Source organism: Roseobacter phycocola (genome assembly GCF_042055075.2).
Lineage (GTDB): Bacteria > Pseudomonadota > Alphaproteobacteria > Rhodobacterales > Rhodobacteraceae > Roseobacter.
The window spans coordinates 2,340,842-2,356,857 of sequence record NZ_CP194010.1 but is presented as its reverse complement, the minus strand read 5'-3'; the positions used below and the strand labels follow the sequence as shown (position 1 = coordinate 2,356,857).

17 protein-coding genes and 1 pseudogene are annotated in these 16,016 nt (G+C 59.6%); 8 read left to right on the top strand and 10 right to left on the bottom strand.

What is annotated here, in order from left to right:
* Nucleotides 1–99 precede the first annotated feature (99 nt).
* The 7 genes from AB4K19_RS11625 (at nucleotide 100) to AB4K19_RS11595 (ending at nucleotide 5,654) form a co-directional block, all read left to right on the top strand.
* Complete coding sequence (locus AB4K19_RS11625; RefSeq protein WP_375228518.1) at nucleotides 100–996, top strand: LysR family transcriptional regulator; 897 nt, start codon at nucleotides 100–102, stop codon at nucleotides 994–996.
* 385 nt (nucleotides 997–1,381) lie between these two features.
* Nucleotides 1,382–1,771: a GFA family protein gene (locus tag AB4K19_RS11620; protein ID WP_375228517.1), complete on the top strand. Its 390-nt coding sequence runs from the start codon at nucleotides 1,382–1,384 to the stop codon at nucleotides 1,769–1,771.
* A gap of 240 nt (nucleotides 1,772–2,011) precedes the next feature.
* Nucleotides 2,012–2,803 carry an LEM-3-like GIY-YIG domain-containing protein gene (locus tag AB4K19_RS11615; RefSeq protein WP_375228516.1) on the top strand — a complete coding sequence of 264 codons (792 nt, stop codon included), beginning with the start codon at nucleotides 2,012–2,014 and terminating at the stop codon, nucleotides 2,801–2,803.
* 318 nt (nucleotides 2,804–3,121) lie between these two features.
* Nucleotides 3,122–3,454, top strand: coding sequence for a DMT family transporter (locus tag AB4K19_RS11610; RefSeq protein WP_375228515.1), 333 nt, complete (start codon nucleotides 3,122–3,124; stop codon nucleotides 3,452–3,454).
* A 4-nt stretch (nucleotides 3,455–3,458) separates the two neighbouring features.
* Nucleotides 3,459–4,091, top strand: coding sequence for a cysteine hydrolase (locus tag AB4K19_RS11605; RefSeq protein ID WP_375228514.1), 633 nt, complete (start codon nucleotides 3,459–3,461; stop codon nucleotides 4,089–4,091).
* Between the two features lie 254 nt (nucleotides 4,092–4,345).
* Nucleotides 4,346–5,065, top strand: a complete 720-nt coding sequence (locus tag AB4K19_RS11600; RefSeq protein WP_436397646.1) for a hypothetical protein — start codon at nucleotides 4,346–4,348, stop codon at nucleotides 5,063–5,065.
* Between the two features lie 331 nt (nucleotides 5,066–5,396).
* Nucleotides 5,397–5,654, top strand: coding sequence for a hypothetical protein (locus AB4K19_RS11595; RefSeq protein WP_375228512.1), 258 nt, complete (start codon nucleotides 5,397–5,399; stop codon nucleotides 5,652–5,654).
* Nucleotides 5,655–5,862: 208 nt separating this feature from the next.
* Here AB4K19_RS11595 and AB4K19_RS11590 read toward each other — a convergent pair whose 3' ends face one another.
* From AB4K19_RS11590 to AB4K19_RS11555, 8 genes and pseudogenes are all read right to left on the bottom strand, one after another.
* Complete coding sequence (locus tag AB4K19_RS11590; protein WP_375228511.1) at nucleotides 5,863–6,384, bottom strand: GNAT family N-acetyltransferase; 522 nt, start codon at nucleotides 6,382–6,384, stop codon at nucleotides 5,863–5,865.
* Between the two features lie 9 nt (nucleotides 6,385–6,393).
* Nucleotides 6,394–6,651, bottom strand: a complete 258-nt coding sequence (locus tag AB4K19_RS11585) for a YjhX family toxin (RefSeq protein WP_375228510.1) — start codon at nucleotides 6,649–6,651, stop codon at nucleotides 6,394–6,396.
* 317 nt (nucleotides 6,652–6,968) lie between these two features.
* Nucleotides 6,969–7,856, bottom strand: coding sequence for an alpha/beta fold hydrolase (locus AB4K19_RS11580; protein WP_375228509.1), 888 nt, complete (start codon nucleotides 7,854–7,856; stop codon nucleotides 6,969–6,971).
* Nucleotides 7,857–8,934 (bottom strand): annotated as a pseudogene (locus AB4K19_RS11575) (tartrate dehydrogenase).
* Between the two features lie 192 nt (nucleotides 8,935–9,126).
* Nucleotides 9,127–10,479 carry an adenylate/guanylate cyclase domain-containing protein gene (locus AB4K19_RS11570; protein WP_436397645.1) on the bottom strand — a complete coding sequence of 451 codons (1,353 nt, stop codon included), beginning with the start codon at nucleotides 10,477–10,479 and terminating at the stop codon, nucleotides 9,127–9,129.
* A 124-nt stretch (nucleotides 10,480–10,603) separates the two neighbouring features.
* Nucleotides 10,604–11,737, bottom strand: coding sequence for an aldo/keto reductase (locus AB4K19_RS11565; protein ID WP_436397642.1), 1,134 nt, complete (start codon nucleotides 11,735–11,737; stop codon nucleotides 10,604–10,606).
* Between the two features lie 47 nt (nucleotides 11,738–11,784).
* Nucleotides 11,785–12,351, bottom strand: a complete 567-nt coding sequence (locus tag AB4K19_RS11560; protein WP_436397640.1) for a nuclear transport factor 2 family protein — start codon at nucleotides 12,349–12,351, stop codon at nucleotides 11,785–11,787.
* Between the two features lie 84 nt (nucleotides 12,352–12,435).
* A complete protein-coding gene (locus tag AB4K19_RS11555; protein ID WP_375228503.1) occupies nucleotides 12,436–13,332 on the bottom strand; it encodes a LysR family transcriptional regulator in 897 nt (298 codons plus the stop codon).
* A 147-nt stretch (nucleotides 13,333–13,479) separates the two neighbouring features.
* On the opposite strand from AB4K19_RS11555, the gene AB4K19_RS11550 reads away from it, so the two are divergent.
* The gene (locus AB4K19_RS11550) at nucleotides 13,480–14,352 is read left to right on the top strand and encodes a DMT family transporter (RefSeq protein WP_436397638.1); all 873 of its coding nucleotides are present in this window, start codon (nucleotides 13,480–13,482) and stop codon (nucleotides 14,350–14,352) included.
* Nucleotides 14,353–14,458: 106 nt separating this feature from the next.
* Here AB4K19_RS11550 and kduD read toward each other — a convergent pair whose 3' ends face one another.
* Entirely contained in the window at nucleotides 14,459–15,190 is a 732-nt protein-coding gene (gene kduD / locus AB4K19_RS11545) for a 2-dehydro-3-deoxy-D-gluconate 5-dehydrogenase KduD (RefSeq protein WP_375228501.1), read from the bottom strand.
* A complete protein-coding gene (kduI, locus tag AB4K19_RS11540; RefSeq protein WP_375228500.1) occupies nucleotides 15,187–16,011 on the bottom strand; it encodes a 5-dehydro-4-deoxy-D-glucuronate isomerase in 825 nt (274 codons plus the stop codon). Before kduI ends, kduD begins: the two co-directional genes overlap by 4 nt.
* Nucleotides 16,012–16,016 lie beyond the last annotated feature (5 nt).

The window sequence follows — 16,016 nt, the reverse complement described above, 5'->3', positions numbered from 1 at the left end:
TGCCAGCTACTGGAAGCAAACTATTCGAGTTGTGATCAGATAATAATACTGTAACCTGGAAAGGGATTATTTCACAAAACGGAATTATGGGAGGCAGCGATGGACAGGCTGCAGGCATTGGAGGTGTTCGTCGCGGTAGCCGAGGCCGAGAGCTTTGCCGGGGGCGCACGGACCCTCGGGATGAGTGCGCCCTCCGCCACGCGCGGGATCAACGAACTTGAGGAACGGATCGGTGCGCGCCTTTTCAGCCGGACCACACGTGTGGTGCGTCTGACAGATGTGGGGCGGACCTATCTGGACGATGTCCGCGCCATACTGGCAGATCTGGAGACTGCAAACGATGGCGTCTCGGGTGCTGTCGGCAAGCCGAAGGGAATGCTGCGCCTGACCTCGCCGGTTGAATTCGGGCGCATTCACGTCGCACCAATTCTTGCAGAATTTCTCGACATCCATCCGGAAGTTACGGGGAGCATTCTGATGGTGGACCGGGTCGTGAACCTGGCTGAGGAAGGCCTCGATATCGGCGTCCGGATTGGTCCGCTGACATCCGCCGGCCTGATGGCCGTCAAAGTGGGCCAGGTCCGCCGTGTGGTGTGCGGCGCACCATCCTATTTCGAGAAACATGGTGTCCCGCAGACGCCGGAGGATCTTGCCCGGCACCGCCTGGTCGCTGCAACGACAGTAACGTCAACCAACGAATGGCGGTTCGGTCAGAAACAGAACCACGCTGTCAAACTGTCCCCCCAATTGTCTGTCACGAGCGTTGCGGCCGCAGTGTCTCTGGCACGCTCCGGCTGGGGCCTCACGCGGGCACTTTCCTATCAGGTGGGCCCGGACCTCGAATCCGGGCAGCTGCAGACCGTTCTGGAAGACTATGAACCGGAACATCTGCCGATCCATCTTATCCACTACGAGGGAAGGCGGGTGTCAGTAAAAGTCAGAAGCTTTCTGGACCTGGCCCGTGAGAGACTTCGGCAGGTGCCCAGTCTGAAGTAACAGACCGGGACACTGCTGGCGGTTTGTTCTGGTCGGGCGTACTGATAGCACCGGCTCAGCCGGGTGGGTTTTCTAGGAGCGCTTTCTGTGATCCGGCGGGCAGGTCAGAAAGTTAACCCACCGCTCGCGCAACGGTGCGGACGGTCCCGGGGCCCCGGAGTGAGACTTTGGCCCTTTTGCCTGCAAAACATGCCAGATCCGGTGTCGGTAAAACGTCGGTGTTGCGTCGGTATAACGTCGGTGCGTACGGCGGTGTTGCGCCGTTTCCAGCGCAGTAACAGAGCGTGCGCTGTGGAAAGGTTGATGAGGGGTTAAGGGATGCATTGAACGGCAAAGCTGACATCGGGCGACTTCTGCCGTAGCCTGCTGACCGGGAGGATGAAAGATGACCAGGCAGTTGGCGGGCGGATGCAAATGTGGACTGGTGCGCTTTGAGGGAAGACTGCTTGGGGCTCCGATGTTCCGCTGTCATTGCCGGGATTGCCAGCAGCTTACCGGTTCGGGCCATTCGGAAATGATACCTCTTTCACGTTCGGATTTCAGGATCAGCGAAACCTGCAAAACCTACGAAATGAAAGGAGGGTCGGGCGGTTCGACTTTCAGCGGTTTCTGCCCGGAATGCGGCTCACAGCTGACGCGGAACAGCGAGCGGATGAGCGACCGGATTTACGTGCATGCGTCTTCACTCGACGACCCCCGCAGATACAGGCCGGAAAAGTCCATATGCGCGGACGCAGCGCAGGTCTGGGATCAGGCGTCAGTCATCAAAGAGTAATACACCGGCTGGCCGATACCCTGTCAAAATTTGACTGCGATGACCTGCGTTCGGGTATGTCAGGTGTGTGGACCTTTCTGCCGTTCGCCTTATCTGCGTGAAATCTGCTCGCAGTCGCATAGCAGTCGGAGCATCAGCGGCGTGCAAGGCGGAGATTGGACGCCCTCCAAGGCCTGTCCACTTGATGTGCAACCATGATTGATCAATGCTGAATTTGACTCCTAAAGTAAGGACTATCTCATGCCTTTCAACGCCATGGTATCCGCAAAGCTTGCGGCTTACGTCTATGCTCTCGCCGACCCCCGTAAAGAAGGGGCGCTCAAGGATCGGATTTTCTACATCGGAAAAGGGAACGGAAACCGCTGTTTTAGCCATGCCCGGAATGAGGCAGACGGCGCATCCCTCAATGAAGGTGAGCATAGACTGGCCAGGATTCGCGAAATTCGCAGCGCGGGGAAGGACGTTGAAGTCCTTATCGTCAGTCATGGGTTGACGGACCCGGACGCTCACTCCCTTGAAACGGCATTGATCCCACTGCTAGGCGACACCAACAAAGTCGCCGGTCACGGTGACCGTGGGTTCTGGTTGACTGAAAATCAGGTCAAGGAGATCCACGACCGGCCTATCGAACGGGGCGATATCGACCTGATCCGTGGGAATTTGCTTTTTGTGAGCTTGAACCAGCAGGACACTACTATGCTCTTAAATGGCGTTGACGACGAGGTCGCACAGGCCACGCTGGGTAACTGGAATCTAAACGAACGGGACTCCCGCCGTGTGGATTGCATTGTTGGCGTCAAGAACAGCCTGGTATTATCAGTCTTTGAGACCGAGAAGACCCCCCACAACATCACGCGGTTCGATCGGCTTCCGGCCCCGAAGAAAGGAGCGCATGGTCGTTCTCGGTTTTTCGGAACAAGACGTAGTGATCTCGAGGAGCAACTGAGAGGCCGGACAGTGTGCGAAGAGGGACAGGTGCTATCGAAAATCAGGCCTGCCGCAGCCTGCCAGTTTTTTCCTGCGATGCAATAATCATGCGCTCTGGCTCCGATGGCCGAGAAGGCCTTCCATGCTGCGGCATATTTGAATGCCTCTGATGGGCTCAGAGCGGAAAATGTGACACAATCAAACACCTCTCTTGGCCATTTCTGACCTTGAGTTCTGGCCAAAACGGACGCAGCGGGGACCTGTGGTAATCGGGGGAAAGCGTGACCAGAGGAAAGCGGCAAAACCGGTCTGCTATCTTGACGCGATGATCTGAGGCGGGTAATTCCCGCTTGATGGCCCGCCGGGACGACCCGGCCGCAGAAGGGGCTTTTGTCAGGACGACCTGCGTGAATGGAGGTCAGAATGGCTTGGATATTTCTCACAATCGCTGGCGGGCTGGAAGTTGCATGGGCAGCCGGGCTGAAAAAGCTCGGGATCAGTTTCTCTTGGGGGCTTCTGGTGCTGACCACGGTTGCAATGGCCGCGAGCCTGATGGCGCTCTACGCAGCCATGACAAAACTGCCACTGGGGATCGCTTATCCGATCTGGACCGGCATCGGATCTGTCGGTTCCGTGCTCGCGGGCCTTGTGATTTTCAACCAGACCCTGAGCCTGACCGGTATCGCAGGTCTGACCCTTCTGATTGCCGGGATGCTGCTTCTTGGTTCAGATGCCCACTGGAAATACGGAGACTGACAGAATGACCACCAGGGAAAAACGTGCACGGAATCTGATCGAGGGGCGGCCGGCTCTGATCGTGATCGACATTCAGAAAAGCACTTTCATCGACGACAGCGCAGTGCGGTCAATTGCCAACATGCCCGGCTACCGGGATCGGATGATTGCGGCGCGTGATCTGGTTGACGCCGCGCATGACAACGATGTGCCCGTGATTTTTATTCAGGAGGTTCACCGCCCTGATCTCATCGACTTCGGGCGCGAGCTGGATGGAGATGAGGATGTGCATTGCCTCGACGGGGATCCACGCACCGAAGTTGCAAAAGAAGAGATGAACTTTCGCAAAGGGGATTATGTGATCCCGAAGCGGCGTTACTCTGCGTTCTTTGGCACGGATTTCGAGATCCTGCTGCGCGGTCTGACGGTCGACACGCTGATCCTGTGCGGCGGGCTGACCGATGTCTGTGTGCACTACACTTTTGTCGATGGTCATCAGTCAGATTACTTCTGCCGTGTGGTCGAAGATTGCGTAGGTGGCTCGTCTGTCGAGGCGCATGATGCGGCGCTCAGAGCGATGGAGTATCTGCAGACGGGCGCGGTTCAGACCCGGGAGACCGTGATCGGGGCATTTTCCGAACGTGGCGCGGCGCTGTAGCTTAAGTTGCGGGGGCACCGGGGCCGCTGACGCCTTAGATGCGGGTCATGCAGCATGCCGGAAGGTACCATCAGAGCGCCGTTCATCGGGACGAAAGACAGGGGGCTTTCCCCGGGTCACTGGTCGCAGCACTCACTGACAGCTGCAGATGTGCTGATGCCGTTTTGATCAAACGCAGGTGTGCACAGTCTTGACAAAAACCCGGCCGCTTGGGAAATTCCGGCATTAAAATTCAAGAGCCGGAGTTTGTAATTGTGACCGGCCCCAGAGCGAGCAAGATCATCAAACAGGATCCTCAATCCGAATTCGGGACCTCTGAGCGCTTCGCAGGCTCACTGCCGGTCGGTCAGCATACCTTCAGCATGGGCCGCTTTTGGGGGGAGGCCATCGCCCTTGTTCTGATGTCGGTTCTGGTGCCATTCCTGATATATCTGGATGCGACGGTTCTGTTCGGTCAGATATCTGAAACCAGCCTGACCGAATGGACACAGGCGCTGCTAATCTTCTCGACAGCGGCGCTTTTCTTTGTCGGTGCGCGAAAGATACCGACAGCGAGAGGCTATCTGATGAGTGCCGCGACGCTCTGCTTCTGCATGTTCCTGCGCGAAAACGATGCTCACTTTGATGATATCCGGCATGGCTTCTGGGCGGTGCCGGTCGGTTTCGTTCTTTGTCTTGGTTTCGCTTTTGCTGTCCGGCACAAAGAAACCCTCAGAGCGCCGTTCCTGCGTCACGCTGCAACCCGGGAGGGTGCCTATATTCTGGTCGGTTTCGTCGTCCTGCTGATCTTCAGCCGGATATACGGTTCGGGCGATCTCTGGCGCGCTGTCATGGCGGAGAACTACTCCTGGGAGATCAAAGCCGCACTGCAGGAGGGCATAGAACTGATGGGCTACAGTCTGCTGACGTTCGGGACTGTCCTTTCATACCGGTCCGGGTTTGGCCAGGGACCCGAAACGGCGGAATACCGGTAGCCCGGAAAAATGACCGGGGCCCCAGCCCGGTTACCGCGCCTGCAACACCGAGCCTGTCCCAGAACCCGCCAGTTCCCGGCAACGGGCCGTCTGCGGCCTCGGGGAGAAACTTTTGCCCCTGTGCCAGTTCCGGTGTCGGTGTCACTCAGGCGCGCGGTGTCGTTGCGCGGGTTTTGCGGGCAGTAGCAGAGCGTGTGCTGTGGAAGGGTCGATGAGGGCTTAAGGACGGATTGCGGAATTTGTTTCCGTTGAAATCTAGTTACATGCATGCAGATATCGACCAATGTCGGCAGCCAGTTTTGGATGCAAACGAGTGACTAGAAGACAAAACATGCGCAATCTGTTGATCGCATTCGCATTGTCCTGCGGAAGTGCTTCAGTCTTTTTGGGTGCAGCCATCAGCGATACGCTGTTCTCGGAAATGTCTGAGATTGTTTGCGTTTTCGTACTCGGGATGACATTTTTTGCAATGTGCGGAGTTGTCGTCTTCTTAGGGCCACTTGGCATCTTCCCGCATCTCAAGAAAATGTTTCCGAAGGACAGCTGTGAATGGAAAGAACTATGGTTTGTTCCTGACTTGGAGGAGTGAGCGGTCTTAGTGCATTGGCGGTAATCTGAATTTCGGCCTCATAGCAGACTTCTGAAATCTGCGCAGCATCCGGCAAAATTAGAATAGCGCCGACATTTCGTCCGCGCTTGAAGGGGTGCCTGAACTATTGGCAGGGCGACAGCGATTTGTGGCGTGAGCCAGACTTTCGGGATGCAGGACCGAAGGTCTGGTTCTTCATGGCGCAGGTTTATCTGCGCTCTGTTGTATCCCACCAGTGCGGATGCATGAATTGCGGGATCGCCCTTGTCGGGCCGCTCAGATTGTCGAGAGACCCGTCGGTCAGATCACAGGCCATCCAGGCTTGCGGGATCGTCAGCAAATCCGGATACGGGGTCCGCACGTCTGTCGGAGCAAATCCGAAGCGCGGATAAAACGCCGGGACGCCCAGTACAAAAACCGCATCCGCGCCGACGGACCTGAGATGGTCCAAGCCGGCCTGCATGAGGTCCCTCCCGACGCCCTGACCCTGATACGCGGGCAGGACGCCGAAGGGGGCGAGCAGGCAGCAGTTTGCATCCGGGTGCTCAGCAAAAACAAACCGCGTAAAAAGCACGTTGCCCGCGATCTGTGCGTCCCGTCCGACGCTGATCGAAATGGTGTCGGGGTGAGAGAGAAAGTCTTTGGCAAGCTGCGCTGTCTCCGGGCCTTCGTCCGGGCCAAAGGCTCGCCGGTGCACCTCTGCAGTTGCGTTGATATCGTTCTGTTTCATGGATTTACCTCACGTCTGGTTCATCCGGGCACGCACGGATGAGTTGCCCAGTTTCGTGATGCGGTAGGGGCCGCCTTTGATGGATCTGATGAAGCGTTTTTCCTTCAACCGCGTGAAAATTTTCAGCGTGCAGGCCGGGAAAACGAAGCCGTCGCGGGTGACACATTGTACGGATCTGATCTTGCCGTTGTCAGCGCGCACGAATTTGATCTCGCCGCCCAAAGCGAGTTCATGCAAAACACGCTGCTCGTGCTTTGAGATGTTCATTGGAATGTTCCGATATTACGAAAGGATAACAAACCGGCCACTCAGCGTCGCGCGTGAGTGGGCCTGTCAGTGCTGGTGTTCCTGAATTTGGTCGCCAGGAACGGGCGTTATGCCCGGGACTCTTTCATAAAATCTCCATGGAGTGAGGCGGCAAGCCCCAGTCTCAGCCCGGAGTTAGGCAATCAGACGGGGCGGGTCAACACGGACAAAGGGGTCTGTGTCTCTGCATTTTCACTGGCGTGCCATTTTTGTCGTGCCGGTTTTCGTGACGGCAGGACACTGGCGATGTGGCGTTGGCGGTCTGTTTTTCTGTGCTGTCAGGGCAGAAATCCGAGCAGCTTTTCAAGCAGCGCATCCGGCGCTTCTTCGGGGATCGCGTGGCCGCAGGGCAGGGCGCATCCTGTGACCTGCTCCGCCTTTTCCTGCCAGGTGGCTTCCACGTCATAGAGCGCGCCGACAACGCTCTTTTCGCCCCAGATGGCCAGCAGGGGCGCGGTGACACGGCGGTCCGGTTCGGCGCGGTCGTGCTCCAGGTCGATGCTGGCGGAAGCGCGGTAATCCTCGCAGATCGCATGGATGGTGGCCGGATCGCGGTAGGTGCGCAGGTATTCCGCGATGGCCTCTTCGCTGACCGCGCCCTCAACTTTGACCTGCCCGGCGATGTGGCGGCGCAGGAAGTATTCCGGGTCGCTGCCGAACATCTTTTCGGGCAGGCCATTGGGCTGGATCAGGAAGAACCACCAGAAATACCGGGTGGCAAATTCCTGATCTGTCCGGTCGTACATCGTCAGTGTCGGCGCGATATCCAGCACGGCCAGCCGTTCGACGGCGTCGGGGAAATCCAGAGCCAGCCGGTGCGCGACGCGCCCGCCGCGATCATGGCCAACAACCGCGAACCGGTCATGCCCGAGCGATGCCATCAGCGCGATCTGATCCTGTGCCATCACGCGTTTTGAATAGGTCAGATGTGCGGCGTCGCTGGCCGGTTTGTCGCTGTCGCCGTACCCGCGCAGGTCGGGCGCAATCACCTGGTACCCGGCTGCCACAAGCTGCGGTGCGATCCCGCGCCACACGATATGGGTCTGCGGGTGGCCATGCAGCAGAAGGACGGGAGGGCCACTGCCTGCTCTGGCGTAGTTGACCGAAATGCCGGGCAGGGCCGCCTTTTGGACGGTGAACCCGTCGAGAAACCGTGACGCCGTCATCTACGGCAGGTCCAGAACCGCGTCGGCAATCGCATTCCCGCAGGCTTTTGTATCTGCCGGGCCGCCGAGGTCGGGCGTGCGCAGTGCTTCCTCTGACAGGACACGTTCAATCGCTGTCACGATCCCCTGGCCTGCGTCTTTCGCGCCGAGGTGATCCAGCATCATCGCGGCGGCCCAGATCTGACCAACCGGATTGGCGATGCCTTTTCCTGCGATGTCCGGGGCAGAGCCGTGGACCGGCTCAAAGAGCGACGGGAACCTGCCTTCGGGGTTGATGTTGCCTGAGGGTGCAATGCCGATCGTGCCTGTGCAGGCTGGGCCGAGATCGGACAGGATGTCCCCGAAGAGGTTAGAGGCGACGACCACGTCAAACCAGTCGGGGTGCAGCACGAACTGGGCGGTCAGGATGTCGATGTGGTATTTGTCGACTTTCACATCGGGGTACTGCGTTGCCATTTCGGCCACGCGTTCGTCCCAGTAGGGCATGGTGATCGAAATGCCGTTCGATTTGGTCGCTGACGTCAGGTGCCCGCTGCGCTGCTGCGCAAGATCGAAGGCATATTTCAGAATGCGGTCGACACCTGTGCGGCTCATCACCGTTTCCTGGATCACGATCTCGCGGTCGTTCCCGGGGAACATGCGCCCGCCGATCGAGGAATATTCGCCCTCGGTATTTTCGCGCACGATCATCATGTCGATGTCGCCGGGCGCGGCCGGCCAGCGGCAGCGGGACACCGGGCATCGCGCGTGCGGGCCGCAGGCTGACGTACTGATCAAACTCCCGGCGGAACTGGATCAGCGACCCCCAGAGCGACACGTGGTCCGGCACCAGTTCCGGCCATCCCACAGCACCAAAGAACAGCGCGTCACTGCTGGCCAGCCGGTCTTTCCAGTCGGCGGGCATCATTTCACCGTGTTGCGCATAATAGTCACAGGAGGCGAAATCGTGTTCGGTGAATTCGAACCCCAGATCAAACCGCTTTTGCGCCGCCTGCAGAACCCTGAGACCTTCCGGAACAGTTTCCCGGCCGATGCCATCGCCGGGGATAACCGCAATATTCCAGCTGTTTTTTGACATTTCCCGTCCCCCTGTCTGATTGCGCGGCTTGCGCAAATCCGTACCGCACCCCCGCCAGAACGCAAGGGATATCTGTCGGGGGCGTGCCCGGCTGACCTGCAACTGCAGGGGATCAGCTGACCGGCGGCGCGGCCTGGTTTGATCTTGGCGTGCTGTTCCCGGCCAGCGTTGAGGTCAGGCCCGCTGCACGTTTCACCCAGTGACGCCCGTGCCGGAAGGGAGCGGGACCGGTGCCGTGTACACCTCCTGCGCGTCTTCAATGCCGCGGATCTGCAACCGGCCCAGTTTGGTCAGGTTCTGTGCCGTCCCGGCACCGCGGGCCGTCGCCTCATCAAGAAGGATGGCTGCTTTGTGCTCTTTTCCCAGGCCCTCCAGCCGGGACGCCAGATTGACCGCATCGCCGTAGACTGTGAAAGACTGCCGCGTTTCGCTCCCGATAATGCCGGTGACCAGATCACCGGTCGCAATCCCGATGCGGACATCGAAACCGTGGCTTTTCGCAAGCGTCACAAGCTGCCGGGCTGTGTCGATGGCCGCGGCTTCGTGTTCTGCAACCGGGGCTGGAGTGTTGTACGTGGCCAGAAATCCGTCGCCCAGATAGGACAGGACCACCCCGCCGTGCCCGGACACCGCCCTGGCCGCATCGGACAGCAAAGCATCGAGCGTCCGCACCACATGTTCGGGTGTGTGCCGGGCGGAAAAGGTCGTAAAGCCCGCCACATCCATGACCAGCGCCGTGCCGCGCGCGCGCTGCGGTCGCAGTGGTGTTTCATCCTCAATCATCCGCTTTGCGATGGCTTCGGGAACATGTTTGCCAAGCAGGTCCGACACCCGCTCGCGCAGTGATTTCTCGCGCTGGTGTTCCAGATCGGCGGCGATCTGCGCAAAGAAGACAGCGCGTGCGCGGTAGACAGCAGCGGCAAGGGCCAGGGTTGCGAACAGGATCATGGCCGTCTCTTCGATCCGGTTGCCCCGCCCGATAAAGTCAATGGACAGAAAAACGCGTTCGTAGTCTGCGGTGGTTGCAGGTGCCGGCATGTCTGCCCAGGACAGGCTGCGGTCCATGCTGTTCTGAACCCGGAAAAATGCGGCCCACCATCCGGAGATGATCATCGCGCCGGTCCAGAGCACCAGTTGCCAGGACAGACTGAGGCAGGCCATCGCGAGCAGCGGAAACAGGAAGTAAATGCCGTAGGCGCGGAACGCGATGATCTGGGGGACGTCCTCTGCGGCGCTGATCGGAACCAGGGCAAATGCCGCACATATGGCGCAGACATCAAGACTGTAGATCGCGTATTTGATCCAGGGCCGGTCGTATGCCGTGCCGATAATCATCACGTGCGCGATGCCAACAGCCGTAAACCCCAGAAGAACGCCGATGGTCGCAAAGCGTGGGGACATTTCGGGAAAGAAAAAGGCCGCGAAAACATACCAGACAAATGCGGCGCCAGTGATCGCAGACCGGCAGATCAGAGCAAGGCGCAGTCCGGTCTGTTCTGCCCGGATCAGACGTTTTGCGGATTCTCGCTGGAACGTATTGTCCATTTCTGTCGCCCCGGAGTGGTCTGAGTTGGAGATATAGAGCGCGTGGGCCTGTCGTCCCGTGCCCCGCCCGGTGCCGGTCTGCAGGTGTGCGGCCCGGCTTGCTGGCAAGCCAGGCCATGGGGCGTTACGCGTCGGGTGCTTCGACGTCGGACCAGCCCGCAACGAGGTCGGGTGCGCGACCGCCCATAACACGGGTGCTGTCGAGAGAGGCTCTGATCTCTGCCAGTTCGCCGTCCGTGAAACGGATGTCAGCAGCCGCGATGTTGTCCCGCAGATGGGTGATCTGTGTCGTGCCGGGGATCGGTACGATCGTATCGCCCTGTGCCAGCAGCCATGCCAGTGCGATCTGGGCAGGTTTCACGCCCTTGCGGGTGGCCCAGGCGCGGGTCAGTTCGACGAGCGACATGTTGATCTGGCGGTTTTCAGGGTCCATGCGCGTTGTCAGGGCGCGGAAATCTGTCGGCGCAAAGCTGGTCTGCATGTCAACCGCGCCGGTCAGGAAGCCATAGCCCAGCGGCGCAAAGGGCACAAAGCCGATGCCAAGCTCATTGCACAGCGGCAGAATGTCCTGCTCGCGGCCACGCCAGAGCATGGAGTATTCGCTCTGCACAGCGCTGACAGGCAGCAACTCATGCGCGCGCCGCAGCGTTTTTGGCCCCATTTCCGAAAGGCCCCAGTGCAGCACCTTGCCCTCGTCCATCAGGTCGCTGACCACTCCTGCGACATCTTCGATCGGCACGTTCGGGTCCACGCGGTGCTGGTAGAGCAGATCAATGCGGTCCGTCCCGAGGCGCTGCAGCGACCCTTCAACAGCCCGGCGGATGCGCTCTGGCTGGCTGGTGACAGTGAAGTCCCATGTCCCGGTTTCAGGATCGACGCCGAACCCGAATTTTGTCGTGACCTGGATGTCGTTGCGGAAGGGGGCCATCGCTTCGCCCAGGATGCGTTCGCACTCGAAGGGGCCATAGACCTCGGCGCAGTCAAAGAAGGTGACACCCTGTTCGTAGGCCGAGCGGATGAGGGCGATCATGTCGTCACGGTCCGGGACGATTGAGTGGAACGTGCGGTGCATGTTCTGCACCCCGAGCCCCAGTTCGGAGACCTCGAGGCTGCCCAGCATCCGGCGTCCGGTTGCCGGGGCCGGGGAGGGTTGGGCAGCGACCTGCGTTGCGCCGAGCGCCGCGGTTGCCGCAGCGGCGGGGATGCCCGCAAGAAAGGCGCGGCGGTTGTGATTAATGGCTTCAGAATGATCGGTCATGGATTGGCTCTCCGGTAAGGGGTGTGTTGCGTGATGGGCAGGGCAGATCAGCTGCCGGGCGTGTTGCGCACGAAGTCGTTGCCGCGTTCAGCGGTGGCAAAGAAGCTCATGCCATCCACGCGCCAGCCGTCGTCGGTTTCCACAAAACTGTGCTCGTAGGTGCCCCAGACTTCCCACAGCGCGTCGCCCCCGTTTTCGGGCAGGGCGCCGCGGTCCATTCTGTTCCAGGCGTAGCCGTGGCTGAGCATGGTGGCGGATCCGTCGTCTTCAAAGGTGATCCGGTGATTGCCGCGCAGGTGAAAAGACTGCTTTTCGGCGGTGAGATTGCCCGACCAGGCGGCGATCAGCGCGTCAGACGGGATCGTTGCGGGCTCGCCACCGGCCAGAGAGGTGAAATCCACGCGGATGTCGTCGGTCAGCAGGCTGCGGACCAGTGCCCAGTCTTTTGCGTCGACCGCCGCATCAATGGTGTCAGCAATCCGGATCATTTCGGCATGATCCACAAGGGTTTCGGCAGTTATCGGCGTGCCGGACAGGGACTCAGCACCGGCAGGCAGGTTGGTGGCAAGGATAAGAGCGGTGCTGGCAAGAGCAGTTTTCGCAATGCGTGTCATGGTGTGTTTCCATCAGACTGTGTTTCGATGGATCAAACATGGCAACGCGGACTGATAATTAAAAAGTTTTATGAGGTATTATTTTCATACCTGTTCAGCATTGATTTCATGAACTGTGTCCACCAGCAGCCGGGTCAGGCTGCCGGGGGACTTTCTTGTCAGAAAAAGAAACTCAATCGGCACGGACAGGCCTTCGACCTCGCGGAACTGCACCTGCCGCGGTGGGCGCTGTGCATTGGCTGAATTCACGAAGGCGCATCCGACGCCTGCGGAGACAAGGCTGAGAATGGTGGTTTCGTCCTGCGCTTCCTGAACGATTTCAGCATTGAACCCGATCGCAGAAAGGGCGGCGAACAGGTTGTCATGGTAGGCAGGCGCGACGCTTCTGGGAAACGCAACGATGGGCAACCCGTCAATGTCTTCAAACGTCAGCGGCCCGTCATGGCCAAAAACAAGGTCTGTGGAAGCAGCAAGGACAACATTATCATAACGCAGGGAGTGTATGTTCAGGGCTTCCCTGGCGATATTGTCCTGCTGGTAGACAAAAGCTGCGTCGAGTTCGCCCGCCAGCAGCGCGTTGATCTGCTCAACCGAGCTCATCGGATGGATTTCCAGCCGGACCCGGTCATGCCTGCGTTTGAAGCGGTTGAGTGTGAGCGGCACGTGACCCGCCCAGGAGGCGCTTTCCAGAAGGCCCACGCGCACCGTCCCCGCTTCCCCACGCGAGATGCGGCCTGCGGCCTCTGCCGCGTCTTCAGCGTCCTGTAATATGGCGCGGGCCCGTTCTGCAAAGGTGCGACCGGCGTCCGTCAGAACAACACGGCGCCCTTCGCGCAGGAGCAGATCAAAACCGAGTTCCAGTTCCAGATCCCTGATTTGGCGGGAGACAGCCGGCTGAGCAATGTTCAGCCGCTCCGCCGCGTGACTGATGCCGCCGTGCTCGGCGACGGCCACGAAATAGCGCAGGTGACGAAGTTCCAACCTATACCTCCAGAGTATTGATTGCATCATAACTCAGCAATGGAGAGTATAAAGGATGATCTGCAAAATGAACTGCAACAATCATTTGCGGGAACAGATCCGATGCCAGACCCATGCAGAACGTCTTTCGCCGGTGCCTTTTGGGGGATGGTTACAGTTCTTTGCTGGGCGAGCTTTAACGTGGCGGCGAAGGCCGGGACAGACGCGGGCATGTCCCCGCAGGCGCTGAGTTTTCTGCGGTATGCGACGCCAGGCGTGTTCGCATGCCTGGTGCTGGCATGGATGCGCCATCAGGGCCAGGGGGGCACCGTTCCTCTGCGGCGGCTGATTGTGCTTGCCGTGCTCGGAGGCCCCCTGTTTGGTCTCACGGCGGTCTCAGGCTATCAGTTTGCACCGCTGTCGCACGGCCTGCTGTTTGCACCGGTCGCCGTTTTCGTTGCGGGGACAGTTTTCAGTGCGCTTCTGCTCAGAGAGCAAATCACTGCTCCCCGTATACTGGGCGCTCTGATCATGTTCGCGGGCCTTGGGTTGCTTGTCGGGTTCGAAGTGCAGAGCGTTTCGCGCTCCTGGGGGACCGGTATTGCACTGTTTGTCACGGCCGGACTGATGTGGGGCGGCTACACCGTTCTGCTGAGGCACTGGCAGGTACCGCTGCTCGAAGGCACGGCTGCGGTCATTTCTCTGAGTGCCGTTTTCGCAACTGTGTTTCTGGGGCCATTGGCCTGGCCGTCGCTTTCAACAACTGCGCCTGCGATGCTGGGTCTGCAATTCCTGATCCAGGGGGTGGTTGGCGGTGTGGTGAGCGTTTTCACTCTGATGGCGGCGCTCAGACGGCTGACTGTGCAGACCGTCGCGATGTTGCCCACGTTCACGCCGGCTGTTGCCCTGCTGATCTCCTGGGGGGCTTTGGGCGCGCGGCCGGCTCAGATCGAACTGGCGGGGGCAGGGCTGATTTTTCTTGGGTTTTCGGTGTCCCGGATACGAGGGATCACTCTGCGGACTACACATCTGGTGGGATGACTTCTGCTGCTCCCGTTTCGGTCGCGGCTGTCAGGACGCGGATCGATCAGACAGGGGGAGGCCCTGTTTCCGCGTCAAACCGTCGGTCGGGTTTCGATCTGACGCCTTAGCGCGCAAGCCATCCACCATCCACGTTGAGCACCGCGCCGTTGACATAATCAGAGGCTGGTGCCGCGAGGTAGACGGCCGTGTCGGCGATGTCCGAGGGGTTTCCCCAGCGCCCGGCGGGGATACGCTCCAGAATAGCCTGATTGCGGTCAGGATCGTTGCGCAGCGCCTCGGTGTTATTGGTTGCAATGTAGCCGGGCGCTATGGCGTTCACATTGATGCCGTGTGCTGCCCATTCGTTGCACAGCGCCCTGGTCAGGCCTGCAACACCATGTTTCGAGGCAACATAGGACGGCACGCGCACGCCACCCTGGAAGGACAGCAGGGAGGCGATGTTCACGATCTTGGCGCCCGCTTCGCGTGCCATGGCCGCTCTGGCAAAGGCCTGAGAGGTAAAGAAGAGTGCCTTCAGGTTCACGTCGATGACGTCATCCCAGTCCTTTTCGGAGAAGTCGGTGGCATCCTCGCGCCGGATAATGCCAGCGTTGTTCACAAGGATGTCGATGGCACGGTCAGTGAAGATGTCGCTGGCTGCCATCGGGTCGGCAAAATCCAGCTGCATGACCTCGGCGGAACCGCCGATCAGCTCCGCTGTTCCTTCGCAGCTGCGACGGCCTGCACAGATCACGCGCGCGCCTGCCTGACCCATCGCAACAGCGATGGCCTGACCGATCCCGGTATTCGCGCCGGTCACAAGGGCGGTTCTGCCGGCAAGAGAAAAAGCGCTCATCGCAGGTCTGCCATCGCAACCATATCAACATCTTTGTAGTCGACATTATCTCCACCCATCGCCCAGCAGAACGTGTAGCTTCCGGTGCCACAGCCGCAATGGATCGACCAGGGCGGCGAGATCACTGCTTCTTCGTTCTGCATCACGATATGGCGCGTCTCGTCTGGCTCTCCCATGAAATGGAAGACGCGGTTGTCTTCGGCCAGATCAAAGTACAGGTAGGCTTCCATCCGGCGGTCGTGCACATGCGCGGGCATGGTGTTCCAGACAGATCCGCCATGAAACATCGTGTACCCCATGACCAGCTGGCAGCTTTCCATCACGTCGGGATGGATGAACTGATAGATTGTGCGGTCATTTGCGGTTTCCGGCGCGCCCATCTTGACACTGCCGGCATCGCTCAGCCGGATGAGTTTTGCGGGCAGGGCTTTGTGGGCTGGGGTCGACACGAGATAGAATTTGCCGCCGGTGCCGAAGGTGACCGGTCCGGACCCCATGCCAAGGTAGAGCACGTCGCCCCGTTCGAGGTCGTGGCTTTGCGCGGGTGTGGAAACCGGAGCGGTCCCGCCGAGGTTCAGGATGCCGATTTCGCGCCGGTCCAGGACCGAGGCGGTACCGCATTCTTTGACTTCATCAATGGTGATGGCGGTGTCGCCGGGCTGCACGCCACCCACGATCATCCGGTCGTAGTGCGTGTAGAGCAGGCGCGCCTCGCCCGGGGCGAAGGCACTGTCGAAATGGAAGTTTTCCCGAAGGGCGGTCGTGTCCATCGATTTTGTTTCGGACTGGCTGACAGCGTGAAGTGTTCGTACGGAAAGCATTTGGC